Here is a 20366-nt window from a genome sequence, read left to right as displayed (position 1 = left end):
TTGTGCGATCAGGCAAATCTATAATTCCTGCGTTTTCCCTAACTTAAGAGAAACAACGCCGAAAGTGACTTCATTATTCCATTGCAGGCACTGTGATAGCAAGGTGACTTTTCCCAAGCAGGTAAGATATTTACCTCAATGAGAGATGTGCCGCATTGTCTGAACCTGAGCTTTCTTAAAAAACAGGGGGTGTGGGAAGGTTTTCCTCGGCTGTTACTGGTAAAGTAAGAGTTAAGCACATAAAAATCAGTGGCGCGAACCGTGCCGGATATTTAGAATCGCGAGCCATGAAAACTGAGAATCCAACTGTACAATTAATCCCCATTTCTGAAGATGAAGCCGGTCAGCGTATCGACAACTTCTTATTAAAAATCCTAAAGGGCGTGCCGAAGAGCATGATCTATCGCATCGTGCGTAAGGGTGAAGTGCGGGTCAATAAGAAAAGAATTAAACCGGAATACAAATTACTGGCCGGTGATGAAGTGCGTGTGCCGCCTGTTCGCGTGGCTGAGCGTGATGAAGCACCGGTATCTGCCAAACTGGATAAAGTCGCTGCGCTGGCTGATTGCATCTTATATGAAGACGATCATTTGCTGATCCTCAACAAACCGTCCGGCACCGCTGTGCATGGCGGCAGCGGATTAAGTTTCGGTGTCATTGAAGGGCTGCGGGCGCTTCGTCCGGAAGCACGCTTCCTGGAACTGGTACACCGTCTGGACCGTGATACTTCCGGTGTTTTACTGGTCGCTAAAAAGCGTTCAGCACTGCGCTCCCTGCATGAGCAATTGCGGATAAAGAGCATGCAGAAGGATTATCTGGCGCTGGTCCGTGGTGAATGGCCGTCGCACTGCAAAGTGATTCAGGCGCCTTTGCTGAAGAATATTTTGCAAAGCGGCGAGCGGGTCGTTCGGGTTAATGCGGAAGGTAAACCTTCTGAAACGCGCTTTAAAATTGAAGAACGCTATGAGTTTGCCACGCTGGTGAAAGCCAGCCCGGTGACCGGCAGAACGCATCAGATCCGCGTACATGCGTTGCACGCTGGCCATCCGATTGCGTTTGATGACCGTTATGGTGAGCGTGATTTCGATGCAAAACTGTCCGGAACCGGGCTGAATCGACTTTTCCTGCATGCAGCTGCGCTGCGTTTTGAACATCCGGCTAGCGGTGAAACCATGCGCATTGAGGCTCCTATGGATGCCAAACTTCGTAACTGCCTGAAAATTTTACGCGGCAAAGCAACTGCTCGTTAAAAAGATCAGCTTATAAAGAGGCGCACTGGTTGCGCCTTTTTTTATGCCTCGCACTTAACGACTTTCAAGCAACGGATTGATGCCGTGTTCGCGCAGTAAGGAGAGCAGGGCAATCAGCGGCAACCCGATGAGCGTATTCGGGTCGCGTCCTGTCAGGCGGTCGAAAAGTGTGATCCCCAGTCCTTCGCATTTAAAACTTCCTGCGCAGTCATAAGGCTGCTCACGATGCAGATATCCCGTTATTTCATCATCAGATAACGGGCGGAATGATACGTCGAACGTTTCGCATAATGTCTGTGCGGTTTGTGTCTCGCTGTTATACAGGCTCAGGCCGGTATAAAACGTCACGGTTTTGCCGCTGGCAGCACGAAGCTGGCGAAAGGCGTTATCAAATGTGTGCGGCTTACCGGTTATTTTTCCGTTAATAACACAGACCTGATCAGAACCTATAATCAGATGTTCAGGGCAGGCCACCGCCAGCACGCTGGCTTTGGCAAAAGCCAGGCGTTTTACCAGCGCATCAGGTTGTTCATCAGGCTGCGGTGACTCATCAATGTCGGGAGCCGCGCAGGAAAATACCAGACCCGTTTTATCAAGCAGGGCCTTGCGGTAGCGCGATGTTGACGCCAGAAGAAGTTTTTTAGGGTGTGCTGACATAATTTTTTTTCACAAAGCGTAGCGTTATTGAATCGCACATTTTAAACTGTTGGCCGCTGCGGAAGCGAATATTGGTGAAAGGTGCGGTTTTGAGGCCTTTTTCTTTGACTCTCTGTCGTTACAAAGTTAATATGCGCGCCCTATGCAAAAAGTAAAATTACCCCTGACCCTTGATGCGGTTCGCACAGCCCAGAAGCGTTTAGACTATACAGGTGTCTATACTGCCGATCAGGTTACGCGTGTTGCCCAATCAGTGGTCAGTGTGGATTCTGATATACAAACCTCTTTGTCGTTTAATATCGACAATCAGCGCCTGGCTGTGATTACCGGCCACTCCGATGTTGCTGTGACTCTGGAATGCCAGAGATGCGGTAAGACGTTTGAACATCAGGTTCACACAACGTATTGTTTTAGCCCTGTCCAGAATGATGAACAGGCTGAGGCATTACCGGAAGCGTACGAGCCGATCGAAGTCGATGATTTTGGCGAAGTCGATTTGCTGGCAATGATTGAAGACGAAATTATTCTTTCACTGCCTGTCGTTCCGGTACATGAATCTGAACACTGTGAAGTGTCCGAAGCGGACATGGTATTCGGCAAACTGCCTGAAGAGGCGGAGAAACCAAATCCATTTGCCGTATTAGCGAGTTTAAAGAAAAGTACTTAAGGAGTAAGGTCCATGGCCGTACAACAGAATAAACCAACCCGTTCTAAACGTGGCATGCGTCGTTCACATGACGCTCTGACCACTTCCACTCTGTCTGTGGACAAGACTTCTGGTGAAACTCACCTGCGTCACCACATCACTGCCGACGGTTTCTACCGCGGTCGCAAGGTTATCGGCTGATATTTGCCTGCTACTTATTCACGTGATAAGTGCTGGCAAGGCGATACCTTGACTCGTCTAACCATCGCGTTAGATGTAATGGGCGGGGATTTCGGTCCTTCCGTCACAGTGCCTGCTTCATTGCAGGCACTGATCTCTAATTCTGAATTAGACCTCCTTCTGGTCGGCGATCCCGACGCAATCACACCTTTCTTAGCCAAAGCCGATCCTTCTTTAACAGAACGAATTCGGATAATTCCTGCTGAATCTGTTATAGCCAGCGACATGCGCGCGTCGCAAGCTATAAGAGCCAGTAAAGGAAGCTCGATGCGTGTGGCGTTGGAACTGATCAAAAGTGGTGACGCACAGGCGTGTGTCAGCGCAGGAAATACCGGCGCGTTAATGGGATTAGCCAAACTGGTCGTCAGGCCTCTTGAAGGCATAGAACGGCCAGCGTTGATGAGCGTATTACCCAACCAGCAACGCAGTAAAACAGTGGTGCTGGATCTGGGTGCCAATGTTGAGTGTGACAGCAGGATGCTGGTCCAGTTTGCTGTGATGGGCGCTGTCATGGCCGAACAGGTGGTGGGGATATCGACCCCCCGTGTGGCCTTGCTCAACATCGGTGAAGAGGAAAGTAAAGGGCTGGATAATATCCGCGAAGCCGCCGCGATTTTAAAAAATACCGCATTAATCAACTATATCGGCTATCTTGAAGGCAATGACCTTCTGACCGGTAAAACGGATGTGATGGTATGTGACGGTTTTGTAGGAAACGTGACGCTCAAGACCATGGAAGGCGTAATAAGGATGTTTTTGTCACTGTTAAAATCCTCAGGAGAGGGTGGCAAGAAGGCCTGGTGGCTGAAATGGTTAGGTCGGATTTTACAGAAGAAATTGCTAAAGCGTTTTAGCCATCTCAACCCCGACCAGTATAATGGCGCATGTTTGTTAGGATTACGGGGCATCGTTATTAAAAGCCACGGCGGAGCAAACCAGCGTGCGTTTGCTGTTGCTATCGAACAGGCTGTGCAGGCGGTGCAGCGGCAGGTCCCTCAGCGGATTGCCGCGCGCCTTGAAGCTGTATTACCCAAGAGTGACTGATCGTACATGTATACAAAGATTCTCGGTACGGGGAGCTATTTGCCCGTGCAAGTTCGGACTAATGCCGACTTAGAAAAAATGGTGGATACCTCCGACGAGTGGATTGTCACGCGTACAGGTATTCGTGAGCGTCGTATCGCTGCACCGGATGAGACTGTGGCCACAATGGGCCTGCACGCTGCAGAAAAAGCACTGGAAATGGCCGGCGTCAGCGCAAGCGACGTGGGTTTGATCATTGTTGCAACAACCTCATCTTCACATGCATTCCCGAGTTCAGCCTGCCAGGTGCAGAATATGCTGGGCATCAAGGATTCCGCAGCGTTCGATCTGGCGGCCGCATGTGCAGGTTTTACCTATGCACTGAGCGTTGCCGATCAATACATTAAAAACGGTGCCGTGAAATACGCACTGGTGATCGGTTCTGATGTGCTGTCCCGTAAACTCGATCCTGAAGATCGCGGTACGGTGATCCTCTTTGGTGATGGTGCGGGTGCGGTACTGCTCGGCGCGTCTGAAGAGCAAGGTATCATCTCCACACATATGCATGCCGATGGTCATTATGGCAACCTGCTGACACTGGCCTATCCAAGCCAGTCAGAGCCGGAAAAACCTGCCTATGTCACCATGGCTGGGAATGAAGTCTTCAAAGTCGCTGTGACTGAACTGGCGCACATTGTTGATGAAACCCTGACAGCAAACAATCTCGACCGTTCCGAACTGGACTGGCTGGTTCCGCATCAGGCGAACCTGCGCATCATCAGTGCGACAGCGAAAAAGCTGGGCATGGGGATGGAGAAAGTCGTGGTCACCCTCGATCGTCATGGCAACACCTCTGCGGCTTCTGTGCCTGCAGCATTTGACGAAGCGGTACGTGATGGCAGAATTCAGCGCGGGCAATTAGTGTTGCTCGAAGCATTTGGCGGTGGCTTTACCTGGGGCTCGGCGCTGGTACGTTTTTGATTTAACAGGATGATAAAAATGACAAAAATTGCAGTTGTTTTCCCTGGTCAGGGTTCTCAGACACTCGGTATGCTGGCTGATTTAGCCGTTGCGCATCCGGTGGTTGAAGAAACATTTGCCGAGGCTTCTTCGGCGCTGGGGTACGATTTATGGCAGCTGGTGCAACAGGGACCTGCTGAAGAACTGAATAAAACCTGGCAGACGCAGCCTGCATTGCTGGCCGCTTCCGTTGCTATCTGGCGCGTATGGCAGCAACAGAACGGCACTCAGCCTGTTCTGATGGCAGGCCACAGCCTGGGTGAGTATTCTGCTCTGGTGTGTGCGGGTGTACTGGATTTCAAACAGGCAATTTCCCTGGTTGAACTGCGCGGTAAACTGATGCAGGAAGCCGTTCCGGCGGGCACTGGCGCAATGTATGCGATCATCGGTCTGGATAATGATGCGATTGCCAAAGCCTGTGAAGAATCTGCACAAGGTCAGGTGGTTTCTCCGGTGAACTTCAACTCGCCAGGTCAGGTTGTGATCGCGGGTAATAAAGAAGCCGTAGAGCGTGCGGGCGCTGCCTGTAAAGAAGCGGGCGCAAAACGTGCACTGCCTCTGCCGGTCAGTGTGCCGTCACACTGCGCACTGATGAAACCTGCCGCTGAAAAAATGGCAGTGGCACTCGAAAATGTCACCTTCAGCGCACCACAGTATTCTGTTGTGAATAACGTTGACGTGAAAATCGAAACGTCTCCTGAAGCTATCCGCAGTGCGCTGGTTCGTCAGCTGTACAGCCCGGTTCGCTGGACTGAGTCTGTCGAATTCATGGCAGCACAAGGCGTTGAGCACCTGTTAGAAGTGGGGCCGGGCAAAGTTCTGACCGGTCTGACTAAACGTATTGTTGACACCCTGACGGCTGCCGCTGTGAACGACACGGCAAGTCTGGCAGCGGCGCTTGAGCAGTAATAAGAGGATGAGTATGAGCTTCGAAGGCAAAATTGCACTGGTTACCGGTGCCAGCCGTGGTATTGGCCGCGCAATCGCAGAGAAACTGGTTGCTGGCGGCGCGAAAGTGATCGGCACCGCGACCAGCGAGAAAGGTGCTGAAGCGATCGGCGAATATTTAGGCGATAATGGCAAAGGTATCATGCTCAATGTGGTTGATTCTGCATCTATTGAGCAAGTATTGGCGACGATTCGAGCTGAATTTGGCGAAATTGATATTTTAGTTAATAATGCCGGCATTACCCGTGATAACCTTCTCATGCGAATGAAGGATGATGAGTGGCAGGATATCCTGGACACGAACCTGACTTCAGTGTTTCGGCTGTCAAAAGCTGTCATGCGGGCTATGATGAAGAAACGGTGTGGACGGATTATTACAATTGGTTCCGTTGTTGGCACCATGGGTAACGCAGGGCAGGCGAACTACGCGGCGGCTAAAGCTGGCTTGATTGGTTTTAGTAAGTCTTTGGCACGTGAAGTCGCTTCACGTGGCATTACTGTCAACGTCGTCGCTCCCGGCTTTATTGAGACGGATATGACAAGGGCGTTGACAGATGATCAACGCGCAGGCATTTTGTCATCAGTTCCAGCCAACCGGTTGGGCGATGCCAAAGAAATTGCCAGCGCCGTTGCTTTTTTAGCCTCTGACGAGGCCAGCTACATCACGGGTGAAACATTACATGTCAATGGCGGCATGTACATGATTTAAAAATTACGAAATTATTTGCGTTTTTTGCGGTAAAAACCGCAAAATAGAGCAAATTCGTGGTTTGACCAGCCTGGATTTAGTTGCATCTTTTTCAACATTTTATACACTACGAAAACCATCGCGAAAGCGAGTTTTGATAGGAAATTTAAGAGTATGAGCACTATCGAAGAACGCGTTAAGAAAATCATCGTTGAACAGCTGGGTGTTAAACAGGAAGAAGTAGTGAATGCTGCCTCTTTCGTAGACGACCTTGGCGCTGATTCTCTCGACACCGTTGAGCTGGTTATGGCTCTGGAAGAAGAGTTTGATACCGAGATCCCTGACGAAGAAGCTGAAAAAATCACTACTGTTCAGGCAGCTATTGATTTTATCAACGCTAGCCAACAGTAAGCGTACATGCTTTAAGTTTAGATAGTTAGGCGGTCATTTGACCGCCTAAGTTTTTTTTATCCCACGGTATTACTACTTTTTTCCCTCCCTGGAGGACACACGTGTCTAAGCGTCGAGTTGTAGTGACTGGACTGGGCATGCTGTCTCCTGTCGGCAATACTGTAGAGTCCACTTGGAACGCTCTCCTTGCCGGTCAGAGTGGCATCAGCCTGATCGACCATTTTGATACTAGTGCCTACGCAACGCGTTTTGCTGGCTTAGTAAAAGATTTTAACTGTGAAGACTTCATCCCGCGCAAAGATGCCCGCAAGATGGATGCCTTTATTCAGTATGGTATTACTGCCGGTATTCAGGCGATGCAAGACTCCGGGCTTGAAGTGACTGCTGAGAACGCGACACGCATTGGTGCGGCGATCGGTTCCGGTATCGGCGGACTTGGTCTGATTGAAGAAAACCATACCTCATTGGTTAACGGCGGACCACGCAAAATAAGTCCTTTCTTCGTTCCCTCAACTATCGTCAACATGATTGCAGGTCATCTGAGTATCATGTTCGGGTTGCGTGGGCCGAGTATTTCTATTGCTACAGCCTGTACTTCTGGTGTGCACAATATTGGTCATGCAGCACGCATCATCGCGTATAACGATGCCGACGTGATGCTGGCAGGCGGCGCAGAAAAAGCCAGTACCCCGCTGGGTGTGGGTGGATTTGGTGCCGCGCGCGCGCTTTCGACGCGTAATGACAATCCTCAGGCGGCAAGCCGTCCGTGGGATAAAGATCGTGATGGTTTCGTACTGGGTGACGGCGCAGGCATTATGGTGCTGGAAGAGTACGAACATGCCCGTAAACGCGGTGCAAAAATTTATGCTGAAATCGTCGGTTTTGGTATGAGCAGTGATGCCTTCCATATGACCTCACCGCCGGAAGATGGCGCGGGTGCGGCACTGGCGATGGAAAATGCGTTGCGTGACGCCGGTGTTTCGGCGGCGCAGATTGGTTACATCAACGCACATGGCACCTCGACGTCAGCAGGCGACAAAGCAGAAACGCAGGCGGTTAAGTCTGTCTTTGGGGCTGATGCGCAGAAAGTCATGGTCAGTTCGACCAAGTCGATGACCGGCCATCTGTTAGGCGCGGCGGGTGCAGTAGAGTCTATCTTTACCCTGCTGGCATTACGCGATCAGTCGGTACCGCCGACCATCAATCTGGACAATCCGGATGAAGGTTGTGATCTGGATTTCGTGCCTCACGAAGCACGCCAGGTGAAAGACATGCAGTATTCGCTGTGTAACTCCTTCGGTTTCGGCGGCACCAATGGTTCGCTGGTATTCCGTAAGATTTGATTCAGCAAAGTCTTTGTATGTGAAGGCCCGTTAATCGGGCCTTTTTGCTGTCTGAACCTAAAGTAAGAATGCTCTACTTGATGCAACAGTCGCGCTCACGCAGGCTCTGCTGTCTGAAGATCTTAACCATGCAGCCCGGAGGAAGTAACCATGTGGATTAACGGTGTGGCAGCGGAAATATTGCCCGCAAGCGACCGTTCGGTGCAATTTGGCGACGGTTGCTTTACGACAGCCTGCGTGCAAGACGGTGAGATCGCTTTCCTGCCACAACATGTTGAGCGGCTGCAACGCGCGGCCGCGGTGCTGCGGATCGACAATGTGGACTGGGCTGCACTGGAACAGGAAATGGTTCTGGCTGCCGGACAGCAGCATGAGGCCGTCGTGAAAGCGGTGGTGACCCGCGGACAGGGCGGACGAGGCTACAGCGCAGCAGGTTGCTCCGCGCCGACCCGAATTGTGTCGACGTCGGCTTATCCGGCGCATTATCACGGGTGGCGTCAACAGGGCGTGAAACTCACTCTCAGCCCGGTGAGACTCAGTCAAAACCCGCTGCTGGCGGGGATAAAGCATCTGAACCGTCTGGAACAGGTGATGATCCGCCTGCATCTTGACCAGACAGAAGCCAATGAGGCGCTGGTGGTTGACACCTCGGGTTGCCTGGTGGAATGCTGTGCGGCTAATTTATTCTGGCGTAAGGGAAATCAGGTGTTTACCCCGGATGTATCGCAGTCCGGTGTGGACGGCATTATGCGCCAGCATATCCTGCGCGTACTGGAAGCCACCTCTCCCTGGGTTGTCCACATCGTCAGTGAAACGCCGGATACGCTATCCGATGCGGATGAAATTCTGCTATGCAACGCCCTGATGCCCGTTCTGCCGGTCAGTCAGGTTGATGATCACCATTACGCTTCGCGGCGTTTGTACGATTTCCTGCTCCAGAGCTGTTAAAAAGTGAATAAACAATGACAAACAAAAAGACCAAAATCTTCGCCCTGATTGTCCTGATCCTTTTAGGACTGGCGACGTTTGCCTACCAGAAAGTGAAGCACTTCGCTGATCGTCCGATCAATGTCAGCAGTGAAACCATTTTTACCCTGCCAGCAGGGACCGGCCGCGTGGTGCTGGAAACGCTGCTGATCGATAAAAAACTGATGAAGCCGAATCCGTGGTTCCCATGGTTGCTGCGTCTGGAACCTGAACTGAGCGAGTTTAAAGCCGGCACCTATCGCCTTGAGAAAGGCATGACGGTGCGCCAGATGCTCGAACTGCTGAAAAGCGGCAAAGAGGCACAATTCAGCATTCGGTTTGTCGAGGGTTTTAAGCTCAGCGACTGGATGAAAGTGTTGGAAAAATCAGAGTATCTGAAGCATGAACTCAGCGGCAAAAGTGACGAAGAGATTGCCGTCGCGCTGGGAGCCACCGACAGCAAAAATGTCGAAGGCTGGCTGTATCCGGATACCTATCATTACACCGCCGGTATGACGGATCTGTCTCTGCTGAAACGCGCGCATGTGCGGATGGAGAAAACCGTCGCGGATATCTGGAAAGGTCGTGCTGAAGCCCTGCCATATAAAACGCCTGCTGATATGGTCACCATGGCGTCGATCATCGAAAAAGAAACGGCCGTAAAAGATGAGCGCCCGGAAGTGGCATCAGTGTTTATCAACCGTCTGCGCATCGGTATGCGCCTGCAAACCGATCCGACCGTGATTTATGGTATGGGCGAGAAATACACCGGCAACATCACGAAAAAAGATTTAGAAACGCCAACGCCGTACAATACCTACGTGATCACCGGTCTGCCGCCGTCCCCTATTGCGATGCCGAGTGAGGCGTCACTCCAGGCGGCTGCGCATCCGGCGAAGACGCCGTATCTATACTTTGTCGCCGACGGTAAAGGCGGGCATACTTTCAGCACTAACCTTGAGAACCATAACAAGGCGGTTCGTGTGTACATAGAGGCGCTTAAGAACAAGAATGAAAAGTAACTTCATTGTTATTGAAGGCCTCGAAGGGGCAGGGAAAACCACCGCACATGACGTGGTCGTTAACGCGCTGCGCGAGCATGGCGTGGAAGACATTGTCTTCACCCGTGAACCGGGCGGCACGCCGCTGGCCGAGAAATTACGCGATCTCTTCAAACGTGGCGTCGACGGCGAAAAACCGACTGTAAAAGCAGAAGTGCTGATGCTTTACGCGGCGCGTGTGCAGCTGGTTGAGACAGTGATTTTGCCTGCACTGGCGCGTGGCGCATGGGTTGTCGGCGACCGGCACGACCTTTCTTCGCAAGCCTATCAGGGCGGTGGCCGCGGGATTGATGCCAGTCTGATGAGTTCGTTGCGTGATACCGTGCTCGGCGATTTCCGGCCGGATCTGACGCTGTATCTTGATCTGCCACCGGCTATTGGCCTGCAACGCGCCCGTGCCCGTGGTGAACTGGATCGTATCGAACAGGAAGCGTTGCCTTTCTTTGAACGCACGCGGGCGCGCTATCTTGAACTGGCGGCCGAAGACCCGCGCATCAAGACTATCGATGCGTCACAATCTATCGAACAGGTCACTGCGTCCATCGAGCTGACGCTGAAAAACTGGTTCGACGAGCAAGGCAACGCATCATGAACTGGTATCCGTGGCTCACCGGCCCGTACAGACAACTGACCGGGCAATACCAGACGGGGCGGGGTCATCACGCGGTGCTGATGCATGCGGCGGCGGGCATCGGCGATGAGGCACTGGTGTACGGTCTGAGTCGCTGGTTGCTTTGCCAGCACAAAGACGGCGAAAAAAGTTGCGGCACCTGTCATAGCTGCCAGCTGATGATCGCCGGAAACCATCCCGACTGGCATATCCTGCAACCTGAAAAAGGCAAAAACTCACTGGGTATCGATCCGGTGCGTCAGCTGATTGAAACGTTGTACAACTATTCGCAGCAGGGTGGCGCAAAAGTCGTGTGGATCCCGCAGACTGAATTGCTGACCGAAGCCGCAGCCAATGCTTTACTGAAAACGCTGGAAGAGCCTCCGGCGGGTACCTATTTCCTGCTCGGTTGCCGTGAACCTTCGTCTTTGCTGGCGACTATCCGCAGCCGTTGTTTCTACTGGCACCTGCCGGTACCCGATGAGGCGCTGGCGATCCAATGGGTCAACCGGCAGCTGAGCGCCGATCCCATCGCGATTAAAACCGCACTGCGCCTGACCAACGGTGCGCCGTTGTCTGCGATGGAACTGTTACAGCCTGAGCGGTGGAAGCAACGCGTGGCGCTTTGCCAGCAGCTTTACGTTCAGTGCCAGCAACACGATATGCTTTCCCTGTTACCGCAACTGAATCACGACGATGCTGCAGAACGCCTGTACTGGCTGGCGACGCTCCTGCTGGATGCCATCAAATGGCAGCAACATGCAGGGCAGTTCATCATCAATCACGATCAGCAGCCGCTGATTGCGATGCTGGCCGGTGCGCAATCTAATGCGTCGCTGCAACAGTCCGTCACCGCCTGGATGCATTGCCGTCAGCAACTGCTTTCCATCGTGGGCGTAAACCGCGAGCTGCTGTTGACCGAACAGTTGCTGGAATGGGAACAGATCCTGCAGGGCAAGACACCCTCTTCATTTTTCAGTGCTGCTCTGACGCGCTGAATACCGATTTATCTAAACAGACCGTAACGAGTTAATGACCATGTTTTTAGTTGATTCCCACTGCCATCTCGACAGCCTTGATTACGACGAACTGCATTCCGGCGTAGATAACGTGCTGGAAAAAGCGCGCGAGCGTGATGTGAAATTCATGCTGGCGGTTGCAACGACATTGCCGGGATATCAGGCGATGACGCAACTGATCGGCGATCGCCCTGATGTGGCTTTTTCCTGCGGTGTCCATCCGCTGAATATCGACGAAGGGTATGATTTCGGCGAACTGCGTCAGCTTGCGGCCAGCCCGAAGGTGGTGGCGATGGGCGAAACCGGTCTTGATTATTTTTACCAGAAAGAAGCGCATCAGCTGAAACTGCAACAGGACTCTTTCCGCGAACACATCCGCATTGGCCGTGAACTGAACAAGCCGGTCATCGTGCATACCCGCGATGCACGCCAGGACACGCTGGATATTTTGACCGAAGAAAAGGCAGGGGAGTGTGGCGGCGTTCTGCACTGTTTCACCGAAGACTTACCGACGGCGAAATATCTGCTGGATCTGGGGTTCTGCATCTCGTTTTCCGGCATTGTGACCTTCCGCAACGCGGAAGCATTGCGTGAAGTGGCGCGTTATGTGCCGCTGGACCGGCTGCTGGTGGAAACTGATTCGCCTTATCTGGCGCCGGTACCGCACCGTGGCAAAGAAAACCAGCCTGCTTATGTACGTGACGTGGCCGATTATATGGCGGTGCTCAAAGGGGTGAGCGTGGAGCAACTCGCCGAAGCCACAACAGCAAACTTTTCACGATTATTTCACATCGACAGCGCCCGTCTGATCTAGCCTTAGGCTGGGTCATATTCACTGTATTTATTTTTCACCTCGTAATTAATCCTCTGAATGAGGTATCTTGGCACCGTTTTTGGCGGTGTCAGGCTGCCTTTCTTCGGATTTTGTGTTGATAAATGGCGGTTATTAAGACGTACTTACTGCATTTTTCAGAAAAACGTGACTGCCATCAAACATTAACAAAGGGAATTATTTTACCCTTCGTAAAAATTAAAAGGGGTGCTCAGACACCCGACAGCAAAAGGTTCATCACCCTTTTGCAAAGCGGTCAGTTAACACACTGCACCGCATGAAGTATCAAAAAGCATCATTACTCAGGAGCACACTCAATTATGTTTAAGAACGCGTTTGCAAACCTTCAAAAGGTCGGTAAATCGCTAATGCTGCCAGTATCCGTACTGCCAATCGCAGGTATCCTGCTTGGCGTCGGTTCTGCAAACTTTAGCTGGCTGCCAATGATCGTTTCCCATGTTATGGCCGAAGCCGGTGGTTCAGTCTTCGCTAACATGCCTCTGATTTTTGCTATCGGTGTGGCTTTAGGCTTCACCAACAACGACGGTGTTTCTGCACTGGCGTCCGTTGTAGCCTACGGCATCATGGTGAAAACCATGGCGGTGGTTGCCCCTCTGGTTCTGCATTTGCCGGCTGAAGAAATTGCAGCCAAGCATCTGGCGGATACCGGCGTACTCGGCGGTATTATCTCCGGTGCGATTGCGGCCTACATGTTCAACCGTTTCTACCGCATCAAGCTGCCAGAATATCTGGGCTTCTTCGCCGGTAAACGTTTTGTTCCGATCATCTCTGGTCTGGCTGCGATTATCCTGGGTGTGGTGCTGTCCTTCATCTGGCCACCTATCGGCACAGGTATTCAGACCTTCTCACAATGGGCGGCTTATCAGAACCCGGTTGTGGCATTTGGTATTTACGGCGTGGTAGAACGTGCGCTGGTGCCGTTTGGTCTGCACCATATCTGGAACGTTCCGTTCCAGATGCAAATCGGTGAGTACGTGAACTCTGCAGGTCAGGTGTTCCACGGCGATATCCCACGTTATATGGCGGGTGACCCGACTGCGGGTAAACTGTCCGGCGGCTTCCTGTTCAAAATGTACGGTCTGCCTGCTGCGGCGGTGGCCATCTGGCACTCAGCGAAACCTGAAAACCGTGCAAAAGTCGGCGGTATCATGATTTCCGCTGCACTGACTGCATTCCTGACCGGTATCACCGAGCCAATCGAATTCTCCTTCATGTTCGTTGCGCCGATCCTGTATGTGATCCACGCAATCCTGGCCGGTCTGGCCTTCCCGATCTGTATCCTGTTGGGTATGCGTGACGGTACCAGCTTCTCGCACGGTCTGATCGACTTCATCGTCCTGAGCGGTAACAGCAGCAAAATCTGGTTGTTCCCAATCGTGGGTGCGGTGTATGCGGTCATTTACTACAGCATCTTCCGTTTCCTGATTGCGAAACTGGATCTGAAAACCCCTGGCCGTGAAGACGCGACCAGCGAAACCTCAGCACAGGGTGGCTCAGAAATGTCTGCTTCTCTGGTTCAGGCGTTCGGCGGTAAAGAAAACATCACTAACCTCGATGCCTGTATTACCCGTCTGCGCGTCAGCGTGGCGGATGTGTCCAAAGTTGATCAGGCTGGCCTGAAAAAACTGGGTGCAGCAGGTGTGGTGGTTGCGGGTTCTGGTGTTCAGGCGATTTTCGGTACCAAGTCTGACAACCTGAAAACCGATATGGACGAGTACATGCGTAACCATTAATGGTGCGTATTGACCCGTTCTGAAAGAGGAGGCTTCGGCCTCCTTTTTTTATGCCTGCGATTTGGCAGGGCGCTGGCTGGCGCTTTCTGCGTCAATTAAGCATCAAAAAGCGTAATCAGGTTGAAAGGAATGGAAATTCTAACCCATACTGCGTACAACGCTTTTTACTTTGTTAAGGACAGTTAAGATGGCCGAAGAGACAATTTTCAGCAAAATTATTCGCGGTGAAATCCCCGCCGATATCGTTTTTCAGGACGAACTGGTCACCGCGTTTCGTGACATTTCTCCTCAGGCACCGAGCCACATCCTGATTATCCCCAATATCCTGATCCCGACCATGAACGACGTGAATGCCACGCATGAAGCGGCATTGGGCAGAATGATGACCGTGGCCGCGAAAATTGCCGAGCAGGAAGGGATAGCAGAAAGCGGCTATCGTCTGATCGTCAACTGCAACCGTGACGCCGGGCAAGAGGTTTATCACATCCATATGCATCTGGTCGGTGGCCGTGCACTGGGTCCATTGCTGTCTCGTCAGTAAGGGTAAACATGCGTTTTCTGATGGCGTTACTGCCGGTAATGTTGTTGATAGGCTGTAGCAGCAAGCCCACTATTGCGCTCAATAATCAACAAAGAGTGGTCATGGAATCTCCCGTTCTGACGGCGGGCATTATCCCGGGCTCGCCAACGGTGTCTGACTCCGGCGGGCAGAAAAAAGCCACCAGCACACTCAATAACAACCAGCCACACCCTGTCACCCTGCATTACCGTTTCTATTGGTATGATAAACAGGGGCTGGATTTATTCCCGGTCGCCGAAGCCAGAACCGTGACCGTTCCTGCCAACAGCAGCGTGGACGTCAGCTCCCAGAACGGCAATCTTGATGCGTACAGTGTGCGTATTTACCTTTATCTCTAATTTTCTGTACGGAGAAGGTTGATGAAAAAGTATTTTCTCATTGTGGCGATGGCCGCACTGATCCTCGGGGGTTGTACATTGCCTAACCAGCAACAAAACCAGCCACAGCAGCCTGAACAACCGCAGCAGCCGCAACAACCGTTACCGCCGGTGAACCCGCCTGTTCCGGAACAGCCGCAGGTTCAGCCCGTTCCGCAGCCACCAAAATTTGCCAACATTGACTGGACGTCTACCGTTGAGCCGATGCTGGCAAAAATGCTGAAAGCAGACGGCGTCCAGCCGGGCAGCGTTCTGCTGGTGGATAGCGTGAAAAACAGCACCAACGGTTCGCTGCAAATGGCGAAAGCCACCGATGCCTTGCGTAATGCGCTGGCGAACAACACCACATTCCAGGTGGTACCTGCTGAGCAACTGGCGTCGGCCAAACAGTCACTGGGATTATCACCGGATGACAGCCTGGCGTCAGTCAGCAAAGCTATCGGTCTGGCGAATATCGTGAAAGCGCAGTATGTGCTTTACAGCACCGTGAGCGGCGACGTGAAAGCGCCGACTATGTCGATGCGTCTGATTACCGCGCCGAGCGGGGAAATCGTCTGGTCAGGTCGCGGTGCCGTCCGCAATTAAGGCTGAACTCCGGCACCTGATTGAGCAGCATTATCCGGCGGTGAAAACCGCCGGTTTTCGTTTAACGCCGGTTGCCGGGCTGACGGGGGAAAGCTGGAAAATCAGTTCATCCGCCGGCACCCTGCTGGCGCGCCATCAGTCTGTGCAGCGGCAGGTTTCAGGCGCTGACCGGCGTCGTGAAGCGGCAATTTTGCGGCATATCGCGCGGCATCCGTTAGGTCCTTGTGTCAGACTTTACTCTCCGCCCTGGTTACTGGTGGACTGGCTCGACGGCACGCCGCTGACCCCTGCGGCGTTTGCAGACGCTGCGGCTCAGCAGGCATTAAGCCAGCGGCTGGTCGCACTGCACCGGTTGCCGCTGTCCGGCTACCGGCTGGATTTACCGCAGCAGTTTGCCCGTTACTGGCAGCATATTGACCGTCGCAGGCTGACGCCACGCTGGTTGCGCTTGCACCGTAACATGATGTCGCAGACGCCGCCTGCGCCGCTGAAACTGGCGCTGGTGCATATGGATATCCACGCCGGAAATGTACTGGATACGCCGGACGGCTTGCGGCTGATTGACTGGGAATACGCGGCGAATGCGGATGTTGCGCTGGAACTGGCGGCGCTGATCCGGGGCAATGGCTGGGATGTGCAGCAGCAAAACGTCTTCATTCAGCAGTATGTGGACGCGGGAGGGTATCAGGATATCTTGCGTTTACAGCAGCAGATAAGGCGCTGGATCCCCTGGATCGATTACCTGATGCTGATGTGGTTTGAAGTGCGCTGGCAGCAGACCGGCGATCATAAATACCGTGAATGGGCGCACCCGTTGCGACCGTGATAATCGTCTGAAAATAAAAAGGAGTGTCCATTTTGTTGGGACCTGTAATGCTGGATGTCGCTGGCTACGCGCTGGATGCCGAAGAACGTGAAATTTTGCAGCACCCGCTGGTGGGCGGGCTGATTTTATTCACCCGTAATTATCATGATGTTGATCAGTTACATGAACTGATCCGCCAGATCCGCGCCGCGTCACACGACAGGCTGGTGCTGGCGGTGGATCAGGAAGGCGGGCGCGTACAGCGTTTCCGCGAAGGTTTTACCCGTTTGCCTGCGGCACAATCTTTTGCCGCCCTCAATGCGCCCCATGAGGCCGCACGGCTGGCGCAGGAAAGTGGCTGGCTGATGGCTTCAGAAATGATTGCGATGGATATCGACATCAGCTTTGCGCCGGTACTGGATATCGGGCATATCAGTGCCGCTATCGGTGAACGCTCGTTCCATGCTGAGCCCGCGAAAGCGCTGGACATGGCAGAGCAATATATTCTCGGTATGCATTCCGCTGGCATGAAAACCACCGGTAAACATTTCCCGGGACACGGCGCGGTCAGCGCGGACTCGCATAAAGAAACCCCGCGTGACGACCGCCCGCTTGCGGAGATCCGTGAGCACGACATGGCCATCTTCCGCCAGCTTAACGCGCGTAAATTGCTGGATGCCGTGATGCCCGCGCACGTGATTTATACGCAGGCCGATCCGCGTCCGGCCAGTGGTTCGCCATACTGGTTGCAGGACATTCTGCGCAAGGAACTGAAGTTTGACGGCGTGATTTTCTCTGACGATATCTCGATGGAAGGTGCGGCCATCATGGGCACTTATCCTGAGCGCGCGCAGGCGTCGCTTGATGCCGGTTGTGACATGATCCTGGCCTGTAATAACCGTAAAGGTGCGGTAAGCGTGCTGGATAACCTGTCCCCGGTCAACGCTGAACGTGTTGCACAGTTGTATCATCGCGGATTGTACAGCGGGAAACAGGCCCGTCAGGATCTGCGAAATTCGGATCGCTGGAAGCAGGCAAACTGCGATCTCACCGCTCTCGACGCCCGCTGGCAGGAACACAAACAGGCTGCCCTGTAACGTTTTTCCGACCGCGTGAAGGGTTCAACGCACATTCAGGATGAGGTAAACGATGATTATCTATTTGCATGGCTTCGATTCAACCAGTCCCGGTAACCACGAGAAAGTGTTGCAGCTCCAGTTCATTGATCCGGACGTGCGCTTCATCAGTTACAGCACGCTGCATCCGCGTCATGACATGCAACATTTGCTGAAAGAAGTCGATAAAGTACTGCACGAAACGACCGATAAAAATGCGCTGATTTGCGGCGTCGGGCTGGGCGGTTTCTGGGCTGAACGCATTGGTTTTCTGTGCGGGATCCGTCAGGTGATGTTCAACCCGAACCTGTCGCCGCAGGATAATATGGCGGGCAAAATCGACCGTCCGGAAGAATATGAAGATATCGCCACCAAGTGCATCAGTGATTTCCGCGAGAAAAACCGCGACCGCTGTCTGGTGATTTTATCCCGTGAAGATGGCGTGCTCGACAGCAGTCAAACCGCTGAGAAGTTGCATCACTACTATCCGGTTGAATGGGACGAGCATCAGACCCATAAATTCAGGGATATCTCGACGCATCTGCAACGCATTAAGGCGTTCAAAAACATCGCCTGATTTAACAAGTCGTTTCTGAATTACTGAAAACCACTGTCTCCGGGCAGTGGTTTTTTTAACGATGTCATTCCCATCTTCGAAATCGTTTTTCCGTCAGATGTGCCTCTAACCCGCTGATTTAAAAATGTCAAAATGCGTGCCATTTCCGTAACTCAAATTATCCAATTGAATTTAAATTGACCTATATCAATTTTGGTATGACCAAATCACCACGCGTGATATCCTCCGTCTCAGATACCGATTTAACTTAAGCAACCCTATGTAATATAAGGATAATATTTTTACTCTTATATAACAATTGGTTCACATTTGAGGGGGTCATTTTGACATCACCAATGAAGAAAATTGTGATTATCGGCGGTGGCGCCGGCGGTCTGGAACTGGCGACCAGCCTGGGCCATAAACTCGGCCGTAAGAAAAAAGCGGAGATCATTCTGGTCGACCGTAACCACAGCCATCTCTGGAAACCGCTGTTACACGAAGTGGCCACCGGCAGCCTGGATGACGGCGTGGATGCGCTGAGCTATCTGGCTCATGCCCGCAACCACGGATTTACCTTCCAGATCGGTTCACTGACCGACATCGACCGCGACAGCCAGACCATTAAACTCGCGGAAATTTGCGATGAAAACGGTGAATTGCTGGTGCCGGTGCGTGATATCGCGTACGACACACTGGTGATGGCGCTGGGCAGTACCTCTAACGATTTCGGTACGCCGGGCGTGAAAGATCACTGCATCTTCCTGGATAACCCGCATCAGGCGCACCGTTTCCATAACGAAATGCTGAACCTGTTCCTGAAATTCTCTGCAAGTGAAGACAAGCAGAAGAAAGTGAACATCGCCATTGTCGGCGGCGGGGCGACCGGGGTTGAACTGTCTGCCGAGCTGCACAATGCGGTGAAACAGTTGCACAGCTACGGCTTTGAAGGGCTGGACAGCGAAGCGCTGAACGTCACGCTGGTGGAAGCCGGTGAGCGCATTCTGCCTGCCTTGCCTCCGCGAATTTCTGCGGCGGCGCACAATGAACTGACCAAACTGGGCGTGCGGGTTCTGACGCAGACCATGGTGACCAGCGCCGATAAAAATGGCCTGAACACCAAATCCGGTGAATTCATTGATGCAGACCTGATGGTCTGGGCGGCGGGGATTAAAGCCCCTGACTTCATGAAAGAGATCGCCGGTCTGGAAACCAACCGTATCAATCAGCTGGTGGTTGAACCGACGCTGCAAACCACGCGCGACCCGAACATCTACGCCATCGGTGACTGTGCGTCCTGTCCGCAACCGGCCGGTGGTTTTGTGCCGCCACGCGCCCAGTCTGCGCACCAGATGGCGTCCCGTTGCTTCGCCAATATCATGGCGCAACGCAAAGGCCAGAGCCTGAAACCTTACGTGTATAAAGACCACGGCTCGCTGGTTTCCCTGTCGCGCTTCAGTACGGTCGGCAGCCTGATGGGCAACCTGATGCGCGGTTCCATGATGGTGGAAGGGCGTCTGGCGCGACTGGTTTACATCTCGCTGTACCGTATGCACCAGATTGCATTGCACGGTTACATCAAAACCGGTCTGATGATGCTGGTCGGCGGCATCAACCGCGTGATCCGTCCGCGTCTGAAACTGCACTGATCCCTGTTCACTGGCGTTTTTTTTCAACGCCAGCTGAATCGTTTCATACCTAAGAGCCTGTTTATGACAGGCTTTTTCCTTTTTAGCCCCGGTAACCCTGCAAACAGCATAACATTCCGCCATTGTGTCATTGTCAGCTAAGAATCCTCCGAAACACCCAGCAGCACCGTCATTTCTCCCACTTACAGAGTTCGTCTTATTGTTTGCTTACGTTTTGCTGTGCACACTTAA

Annotated in this window: 23 protein-coding genes; 22 read left to right on the top strand and 1 reads right to left on the bottom strand. The window is 52.6% G+C overall.

All coding sequences use genetic code 11. The features are described 5' to 3' along the window. The first annotated feature begins 287 nt into the window (after window positions 1–287). Window positions 288–1250: a 23S rRNA pseudouridine(955/2504/2580) synthase RluC gene (gene rluC / locus EDF78_RS04280; RefSeq protein WP_131692575.1), complete on the top strand. Its 963-nt coding sequence runs from the start codon at window positions 288–290 to the stop codon at window positions 1248–1250. A 54-nt stretch (window positions 1251–1304) separates the two neighbouring features. Here rluC and EDF78_RS04275 read toward each other — a convergent pair whose 3' ends face one another. Next, on the bottom strand, window positions 1305–1907 hold the full coding sequence (locus EDF78_RS04275; RefSeq protein ID WP_133822643.1) for a nucleoside triphosphate pyrophosphatase: 603 nt from the start codon (window positions 1905–1907) through the stop codon (window positions 1305–1307). 142 nt (window positions 1908–2049) lie between these two features. Here EDF78_RS04275 and yceD point away from each other — a divergent pair, with 142 nt between their 5' ends. The 21 genes from yceD to EDF78_RS04170 all read left to right on the top strand — a co-directional run bounded on the left by yceD (window position 2050) and on the right by EDF78_RS04170 (window position 20135). Next, window positions 2050–2574 carry a 23S rRNA accumulation protein YceD gene (yceD, locus tag EDF78_RS04270; protein WP_013576250.1) on the top strand — a complete coding sequence of 175 codons (525 nt, stop codon included), beginning with the start codon at window positions 2050–2052 and terminating at the stop codon, window positions 2572–2574. A gap of 12 nt (window positions 2575–2586) precedes the next feature. Beyond that, on the top strand, window positions 2587–2754 hold the full coding sequence (gene rpmF, locus EDF78_RS04265; RefSeq protein WP_013576249.1) for a 50S ribosomal protein L32: 168 nt from the start codon (window positions 2587–2589) through the stop codon (window positions 2752–2754). 48 nt (window positions 2755–2802) lie between these two features. Next, window positions 2803–3837, top strand: a complete 1035-nt coding sequence (gene plsX, locus EDF78_RS04260; protein ID WP_095921337.1) for a phosphate acyltransferase PlsX — start codon at window positions 2803–2805, stop codon at window positions 3835–3837. A gap of 6 nt (window positions 3838–3843) precedes the next feature. Then, the gene (locus tag EDF78_RS04255; RefSeq protein ID WP_095921338.1) at window positions 3844–4797 is read left to right on the top strand and encodes a beta-ketoacyl-ACP synthase III; all 954 of its coding nucleotides are present in this window, start codon (window positions 3844–3846) and stop codon (window positions 4795–4797) included. An 18-nt stretch (window positions 4798–4815) separates the two neighbouring features. Beyond that, complete coding sequence (gene fabD / locus EDF78_RS04250) at window positions 4816–5745, top strand: ACP S-malonyltransferase (RefSeq protein ID WP_133822642.1); 930 nt, start codon at window positions 4816–4818, stop codon at window positions 5743–5745. A 13-nt stretch (window positions 5746–5758) separates the two neighbouring features. Further along, entirely contained in the window at window positions 5759–6493 is a 735-nt protein-coding gene (gene fabG / locus EDF78_RS04245; protein ID WP_095921340.1) for a 3-oxoacyl-ACP reductase FabG, read from the top strand. Window positions 6494–6646: 153 nt separating this feature from the next. Further along, window positions 6647–6883: an acyl carrier protein gene (gene acpP / locus EDF78_RS04240; protein WP_015690190.1), complete on the top strand. Its 237-nt coding sequence runs from the start codon at window positions 6647–6649 to the stop codon at window positions 6881–6883. Between the two features lie 101 nt (window positions 6884–6984). Further along, window positions 6985–8226: a beta-ketoacyl-ACP synthase II gene (fabF, locus tag EDF78_RS04235; protein ID WP_119826478.1), complete on the top strand. Its 1242-nt coding sequence runs from the start codon at window positions 6985–6987 to the stop codon at window positions 8224–8226. Window positions 8227–8376: 150 nt separating this feature from the next. Beyond that, the gene (gene pabC / locus EDF78_RS04230) at window positions 8377–9174 is read left to right on the top strand and encodes an aminodeoxychorismate lyase (RefSeq protein ID WP_133822641.1); all 798 of its coding nucleotides are present in this window, start codon (window positions 8377–8379) and stop codon (window positions 9172–9174) included. 14 nt (window positions 9175–9188) lie between these two features. After that, window positions 9189–10214 (top strand): endolytic transglycosylase MltG, encoded by a 1026-nt coding sequence (mltG, locus tag EDF78_RS04225; protein WP_133822640.1) that lies wholly within the window; start codon window positions 9189–9191, stop codon window positions 10212–10214. Then, on the top strand, window positions 10204–10845 hold the full coding sequence (tmk, locus tag EDF78_RS04220) for a dTMP kinase (protein WP_095921344.1): 642 nt from the start codon (window positions 10204–10206) through the stop codon (window positions 10843–10845). The genes mltG and tmk overlap by 11 nt, the downstream gene beginning before the upstream one ends. Next, window positions 10842–11861, top strand: coding sequence for a DNA polymerase III subunit delta' (holB, locus tag EDF78_RS04215; RefSeq protein ID WP_095921345.1), 1020 nt, complete (start codon window positions 10842–10844; stop codon window positions 11859–11861). Before tmk ends, holB begins: the two co-directional genes overlap by 4 nt. 40 nt (window positions 11862–11901) lie before the next feature. After that, window positions 11902–12696: a metal-dependent hydrolase gene (locus EDF78_RS04210; RefSeq protein ID WP_131692568.1), complete on the top strand. Its 795-nt coding sequence runs from the start codon at window positions 11902–11904 to the stop codon at window positions 12694–12696. A 338-nt stretch (window positions 12697–13034) separates the two neighbouring features. After that, the gene (gene ptsG, locus EDF78_RS04205) at window positions 13035–14468 is read left to right on the top strand and encodes a PTS glucose transporter subunit IIBC (protein WP_095921346.1); all 1434 of its coding nucleotides are present in this window, start codon (window positions 13035–13037) and stop codon (window positions 14466–14468) included. Between the two features lie 187 nt (window positions 14469–14655). Continuing rightward, entirely contained in the window at window positions 14656–15009 is a 354-nt protein-coding gene (gene hinT, locus EDF78_RS04200) for a purine nucleoside phosphoramidase (protein WP_095921347.1), read from the top strand. Window positions 15010–15017: 8 nt separating this feature from the next. Then, window positions 15018–15386 (top strand): YcfL family protein, encoded by a 369-nt coding sequence (locus EDF78_RS04195; RefSeq protein WP_095921348.1) that lies wholly within the window; start codon window positions 15018–15020, stop codon window positions 15384–15386. Between the two features lie 21 nt (window positions 15387–15407). Next, window positions 15408–16010 carry a penicillin-binding protein activator LpoB gene (gene lpoB / locus EDF78_RS04190; protein WP_095921349.1) on the top strand — a complete coding sequence of 201 codons (603 nt, stop codon included), beginning with the start codon at window positions 15408–15410 and terminating at the stop codon, window positions 16008–16010. Window positions 16011–16029: 19 nt separating this feature from the next. After that, window positions 16030–16836, top strand: coding sequence for a phosphotransferase (locus EDF78_RS04185; protein ID WP_208294463.1), 807 nt, complete (start codon window positions 16030–16032; stop codon window positions 16834–16836). A gap of 47 nt (window positions 16837–16883) precedes the next feature. Beyond that, window positions 16884–17912, top strand: a complete 1029-nt coding sequence (nagZ, locus tag EDF78_RS04180) for a beta-N-acetylhexosaminidase (RefSeq protein WP_133822777.1) — start codon at window positions 16884–16886, stop codon at window positions 17910–17912. Between the two features lie 52 nt (window positions 17913–17964). Then, a complete protein-coding gene (ycfP, locus tag EDF78_RS04175) occupies window positions 17965–18507 on the top strand; it encodes an alpha/beta hydrolase YcfP (protein WP_119826468.1) in 543 nt (180 codons plus the stop codon). A 323-nt stretch (window positions 18508–18830) separates the two neighbouring features. Continuing rightward, a complete protein-coding gene (locus EDF78_RS04170; RefSeq protein WP_095921352.1) occupies window positions 18831–20135 on the top strand; it encodes an NAD(P)/FAD-dependent oxidoreductase in 1305 nt (434 codons plus the stop codon). The last annotated feature ends 231 nt before the right edge of the window (window positions 20136–20366 follow it).

The organism is Rahnella sp. BIGb0236, from assembly GCF_004364755.1.
Lineage (GTDB): Bacteria > Pseudomonadota > Gammaproteobacteria > Enterobacterales > Enterobacteriaceae > Rahnella > Rahnella victoriana.
The sequence above is the reverse complement of the archived record's forward strand: the minus strand, read 5'-3'. Positions and strand labels throughout refer to the sequence as shown.

Coding starts and splice junctions, on each gene's coding strand:
- EDF78_RS04255 (WP_095921338.1), top strand. CDS start 3,844: ATGTATACAAAGATTCTCGGTACGGGGAGCTATTTGCCCGTGCAAGTT.
- EDF78_RS04210 (WP_131692568.1), top strand. CDS start 11,902: ATGTTTTTAGTTGATTCCCACTGCCATCTCGACAGCCTTGATTACGAC.
- fabD (WP_133822642.1), top strand. CDS start 4,816: ATGACAAAAATTGCAGTTGTTTTCCCTGGTCAGGGTTCTCAGACACTC.
- lpoB (WP_095921349.1), top strand. CDS start 15,408: ATGAAAAAGTATTTTCTCATTGTGGCGATGGCCGCACTGATCCTCGGG.
- hinT (WP_095921347.1), top strand. CDS start 14,656: ATGGCCGAAGAGACAATTTTCAGCAAAATTATTCGCGGTGAAATCCCC.
- acpP (WP_015690190.1), top strand. CDS start 6,647: ATGAGCACTATCGAAGAACGCGTTAAGAAAATCATCGTTGAACAGCTG.
- yceD (WP_013576250.1), top strand. CDS start 2,050: ATGCAAAAAGTAAAATTACCCCTGACCCTTGATGCGGTTCGCACAGCC.
- nagZ (WP_133822777.1), top strand. CDS start 16,884: ATGCTGGATGTCGCTGGCTACGCGCTGGATGCCGAAGAACGTGAAATT.
- rluC (WP_131692575.1), top strand. CDS start 288: ATGAAAACTGAGAATCCAACTGTACAATTAATCCCCATTTCTGAAGAT.
- ycfP (WP_119826468.1), top strand. CDS start 17,965: ATGATTATCTATTTGCATGGCTTCGATTCAACCAGTCCCGGTAACCAC.
- EDF78_RS04275 (WP_133822643.1), bottom strand. CDS start 1,907: ATGTCAGCACACCCTAAAAAACTTCTTCTGGCGTCAACATCGCGCTAC.
- tmk (WP_095921344.1), top strand. CDS start 10,204: ATGAAAAGTAACTTCATTGTTATTGAAGGCCTCGAAGGGGCAGGGAAA.
- pabC (WP_133822641.1), top strand. CDS start 8,377: ATGTGGATTAACGGTGTGGCAGCGGAAATATTGCCCGCAAGCGACCGT.
- mltG (WP_133822640.1), top strand. CDS start 9,189: ATGACAAACAAAAAGACCAAAATCTTCGCCCTGATTGTCCTGATCCTT.
- EDF78_RS04195 (WP_095921348.1), top strand. CDS start 15,018: ATGCGTTTTCTGATGGCGTTACTGCCGGTAATGTTGTTGATAGGCTGT.
- fabG (WP_095921340.1), top strand. CDS start 5,759: ATGAGCTTCGAAGGCAAAATTGCACTGGTTACCGGTGCCAGCCGTGGT.
- ptsG (WP_095921346.1), top strand. CDS start 13,035: ATGTTTAAGAACGCGTTTGCAAACCTTCAAAAGGTCGGTAAATCGCTA.
- rpmF (WP_013576249.1), top strand. CDS start 2,587: ATGGCCGTACAACAGAATAAACCAACCCGTTCTAAACGTGGCATGCGT.
- holB (WP_095921345.1), top strand. CDS start 10,842: ATGAACTGGTATCCGTGGCTCACCGGCCCGTACAGACAACTGACCGGG.